1 protein-coding gene is annotated in these 3,117 nt (G+C 69.0%); it reads right to left on the reverse strand.

The annotated features are described in order from the left end of the window. Nucleotides 1-3,117 (reverse strand): type I polyketide synthase (locus tag ABT025_RS39300; protein ID WP_351003618.1); only part of this gene is annotated, 3,117 nt, incomplete at both ends.

Genomic DNA, 3,117 nt, shown 5'->3' on the forward strand with positions numbered 1-3,117 from the left:
CGGATGATCAACCACCACCTGCCCCAAACCACCCGCATCCCCACCACCCACACACTCCAACCAAAACCGCTCACGCTGAAACGCATACGTCGGCAAATCAACCCGCCGAGCACCCGAACCCTCGAAGAACCGGGCCCAGTCCACCAAGACACCCGCCACATGCAACTGACCCAACGCCGCAACAGCCGACGACACCTCCGGCCGCCCCTTACGCACCAACGGAACGAAGAGAGCTGACTCCGAGCGTGCGGACTGCTGCGCCATTCCGCTCAGGACGCCATCGGGGCCCAGCTCGATGTAGGAGGTGACGCCCTGGTCCTCCAAGAAGTGGACCGCGTCCGCGAACCGCACCGCCTCCCGGACATGCCGCACCCAGTACGACGGCGTCGCAACCTCCTGCGACACCTCACCCGTCACGTTCGAGACCACCGGAATCAACGGGGCAGCGAACGACAGCCCGGCCACCACCGCCCCGAACTCCGCCAACATCGGCTCCATCAAAGGCGAATGGAAGGCATGCGACACCCGCAACACACTCGTCCTACGGTTCTGCGCCTCGAACGTCGCGACCAACTCGCGAACCGCCGCCTCCGTACCCGAAACGACCACGGCACGGGGACCGTTCACAGCGGCCAACGCGACCCCGTCATTCAGCAGCGGAAGCACCTCGGCCTCCGTCGCCTCCACCGCAACCATCGACCCACCAGCAGGCAACGCCTGCATCAGCCGACCGCGTGTCACTACCAACTCAGCTGCATCGGCCAGGGACAGCACGCCCGAGGCGTGTGCTGCCGCGATCTCGCCGACCGAGTGGCCGACCAGGAAGTCCGGACGCACCCCCCACGACTCCACCAACCGGAACAACGCCGTCTCCACCGCGAACAGACCGGCCTGAGCGAACATCGTCCCGTTCAGCAGACCGGCATCCCCACCCCACACCACCTCACGCAACGACCGCCCCAACCGGGCATCCAACTCAACCAGCACCGCATCGAACGCCTCCGCAAACACCGGAAACGCCCCGTACAACTCACGGCCCATACCCAACCGCTGCGCACCCTGACCCGTGAACAGGAACGCCGTGGCACCTGCCGGCCGCGCAGCCCCCCGCACCGCCGGAGCCGCGGCTCCGCCCTCGGCCAGTGCGATCAGGCCCTGTACGAGCTCCTCGCGATCCGCGGCCGCCACCACCGCACGATGCTCCAGCACCGCACGGGACACCACCGATGAGAAACCCACATCCAGCAGAGACGAAGAAGCATCCAGCTGCTTCAGCAGCTTCCCGGCCTGCGCCGACAGCCCGGCCTCACTCCGCGCCGACAACACCACAGGCACCACAGGCAGTTCAGCCGTAGCAACGACCTCCGGCTCCTCCACCACCGGAGCCTGCTCCACGATCACATGCGCGTTCGTCCCGCTCAGCCCGAACGACGACACACCCACCCGACGAGGACGATCCCGCTCCGGCCAAGCACGCGACTCCGTCAACAACTCCACCGCACCCGCGGCCCAATCCACCTGCGGCGTCGGCACATCCACATGCAGGGTCCTCGGAAGCACACCGTGGCGGATCGCCTGCACCGCCTTGATCACACCGCCCACACCGGCTGCCGCCTGCGCATGGCCCAGGTTCGACTTCAGCGAGCCCAGCCACAGCGGATCGCCCTCCGGACGACCCTGCCCATACGTCGCCAGCAACGCCTGCGCCTCGATCGGATCACCCAGCCGGGTCCCCGTCCCGTGCGCCTCCAACAGATCCACATCGGAGTACGACAGTCCTGCGTTCTCCAGCGCCGCGCGGATCACCCGCTGCTGCGACGGACCATTCGGAGCCGTCATGCCATTGCTCGCCCCGTCCTGATTGACGGCACTGCCCCGCACCACGGCCAGGACCTCGTGCCCGAGCCGCCGGGCGTCCGACAGCCGCTCGACCAGCAGGACACCGACGCCCTCGGACCACGCGGCACCGTCCGCGGCACCCGCGAACGACTTGCACCGGCCGTCCTTCGCCAGCCCGCGCTGACGGCTGAACTCCACGAACATGTCCGGGGTGGACATCACGGCCACACCGCCGGCCAGCGCCATCGAGCACTCGCCCGACCGCAGCGCCTGAGCCGCCAGATGCAAGGCCACCAGCGACGACGAGCACGCCGTGTCGACCGTCAGCGAGGGGCCTTCAAGGCCCAGCGTGTAGGAGATGCGACCGGACACCAGACTGCCGCCCGTGGTCGCGGCGGCCTCCGTTCCCTGGCCGTAGTCGTGGTACATCAGGCCGGCGAAGACTCCCGTCCTGGTCCCCTTCAGGGAGCGGGGATCGATCCCCGCCCGTTCGAGGACCTCCCACGACGCCTCCAGCAGCAGCCGCTGCTGCGGGTCCATGATCAGGGCCTCGTTCGGGCTGATGCCGAAGAACGCCGGGTCGAAGTCGCCGGCCTCGTAGAGGAAGCCGCCCTCGTTCGCGTAGGTCTTGCCCGGTACACCCGGCTCGGGGTCGTACACGCCCTCGATGTCCCAGCCCCGGTCGCGCGGGAAGCCCGAAACCGCGTCGCGGCCGTCGGCGACCAGATCCCACAGGTCGTCGGGCGAGGTCACTCCACCCGGGTAGCGGCAGGCCATGCCCACGATGACGATCGGCTCGTCGTCCAGGTCGCGCAAGGCGGGGCTGCTGCTCGGCTGCTCGGCCTCCCCGGCCCCGCTTCCGTCGAGCTCCCCGTCGATGTACCCCGCCACGGCCCGCGAGGTCGGGTAGTCGAAGACCAGCGTCGCGGGAAGCCGGAGCGCGGTCGTCAGGTTCAGTTCGTTACGGAGTTCCACCGCGCTGAGCGAGTCGAATCCGAGCTCCTGGAAGGGCCGGTCCGCCTCGATGGCCTGGGCCGATGCGTGGCCCAGCACCTTGGCCACGCGACCCCGGACCATCTCGAGCAGCTTGCGGGAACGCTCGTCGTCTGCGAGCCCCGCCAGGCTGCGCAGCAGTTCCTGGCCGTCTCCGGCCCCGGCCGCGGCCACCGCACGTGCAGCGGGTCGCCTGGTGGTGGGGACGAGGTCGCGGAGGAGTGCGGGGATGGTGTCGGTACGCGCGCGGAGCGCGGTGACATCGATCGGCAACGGAACCAGAGC

Source organism: Streptomyces sp. NPDC002809 (assembly GCF_040295435.1).
GTDB lineage: Bacteria > Actinomycetota > Actinomycetes > Streptomycetales > Streptomycetaceae > Streptomyces.